Source organism: Acinetobacter sp. YH12201 (genome assembly GCF_013418145.1).
Classification (GTDB): Bacteria; Pseudomonadota; Gammaproteobacteria; order Pseudomonadales; family Moraxellaceae; genus Acinetobacter.
The window spans coordinates 1-1,710 of record NZ_VPCP01000172.1; the positions used below are offsets into that span (position 1 = coordinate 1).

2 protein-coding genes and 1 pseudogene are annotated in these 1,710 nt (G+C 41.0%); all 3 read left to right on the top strand.

The annotated features are described in order from the left end of the window. Positions 1-114 (top strand): annotated as a pseudogene (locus FTU91_RS16330) (IS982 family transposase); the annotation flags it as partial. A gap of 196 nt (positions 115-310) precedes the next feature. After that, a complete protein-coding gene (locus tag FTU91_RS16335; RefSeq protein WP_218944811.1) occupies positions 311-1,492 on the top strand; it encodes a glycosyltransferase family 2 protein in 1,182 nt (393 codons plus the stop codon). Continuing rightward, positions 1,467-1,710 (top strand): transposase (locus tag FTU91_RS16340; protein WP_057069689.1); only part of this gene is annotated, 244 nt, incomplete at its 3' end. The genes FTU91_RS16335 and FTU91_RS16340, both read left to right, overlap by 26 nt.

Sequence of the window (1,710 nt, forward strand, 5' to 3'; positions counted from 1 at the left end):
CATCGGACTATTTCCGGTTTTCTAGCAGGCATATTTTCATCTTTATGTGCTTATCAACTCTGTCAGAAGAATAAGCCAAAAATTCATGTCGTTAGAAATTTAGCTTATCCGTAACTAGGGTTATATATAATTATAAAAAATATGGATTGTTTTTTAGCTAAAGTGAAATCCTCCCCCAAAATAACAATGATTTTCATGAATTTATGGGAACTTGGATAGCTAAAAAAGTCATGAACTGTTTTCAGTACTCTCAGGCTTTCGCCAAGATAATCCACGAAAATTCATGTAATAAATGATGGGGAGAACGTTCATGAGCATTAATGAAAGCAAAAGAGCATATTCTTCTATCTATTTTTCTGTGCGGTTAAAGTTTGTGATAGCCCTTATAGGCGCTTGTTGCTGGACTGTATTTTCAATTTGGATTTCCCAAAACTGGCTGCATGATCTTAGCGGATATATTGGTTATTTTGCAGCGGTTTTCCTGGTTTATGGGATTGCCATTATTCCGGGGTTTATGAATTCATTTGCAGCTTTTAGCTTGATGATGGATCGAAGACCTAAGCGCCTGCAATTAGCATCTTATCCTGGTATTACCATTTTGATCGCTGCCTATAATGAAGCAGCTTCAATCCAGGATACCTTAGTCAGTATTAGTGTTCAGGATTACCCGGGTGAATTACAGGTGATTGTCATCAATGATGGCTCCCGGGATGAAACTGCAGACATTGTCCGGGAAGCCCAGCTCAAATTCCCTTGGCTTACCTTGCTGGATCTAAAGCAAAATGCTGGCAAGGCGCATGCATTAAATGAAGGACTAAAACTGGCTCAACATGATCTGGTGATCACAGTCGATGCCGATTCTTATTTACATCGTGTCGCATTAATCCATATTGTCGAACGCTATCTGGCAGATCCACCGAATACACGTGCGGTCGCAGGTACAATTCTGGTACGGAATTCCCGTGAAAATTTGCTGACCAAAACGCAGGAATGGGACTATTTTTTGGGAATTGCGGCGACCAAACGTATGCAGTCACTGTATCAGGGAACCTTGGTAGCCCAAGGTGCTTTTTCTATTTATGACCGTCATGCCTTGATCGAAGTTGGTGGATGGCCTGAATGTGTCGGTGAAGATATTGTACTTACCTGGGCCTTGTTGAATGCAGGCCATCGTGTGGGACATTGTGAGGATGCCTGTCTGTTTACCAATGCACCCACGACGCTTAAACTGTTTGTGAAACAGCGCCAGCGTTGGGCTCGCGGCATGATAGAAGTCTTTATCAAACATCCAAGAATTTTAATCAAGCCAAGATTATCCACGTTTTTTATTTACTGGAACCTGGTTTTCCCCTGGTTAGATATCGCGTTTACCTTTGGCTTTATCCCTGGAATCATCCTGGCCTGTTTTGGACACTATGAACCGTACCGGGTTTGTCGGAGAGTCAATATTCTGAGAGACTATCCCGATGACAAAATTAAAATATACCCCTGAAATCAGAGAAAGAGCGGTTCAATTATTGATTGAATCTGAAAAAGATTATCCTTCTACTTGGGCTGCAATCACAGCAATTGCGCCTAAGATCGGTTGTACTCCTGAAACACTTCGTGCCTGGCATCAAAAGCATTTAGATCAGCAAAATCCTATTAAAGTACAACAGATATCTGATCAAGAAAAAATGAAGCAAATGGAACGTGAAATTAAAGAATTAA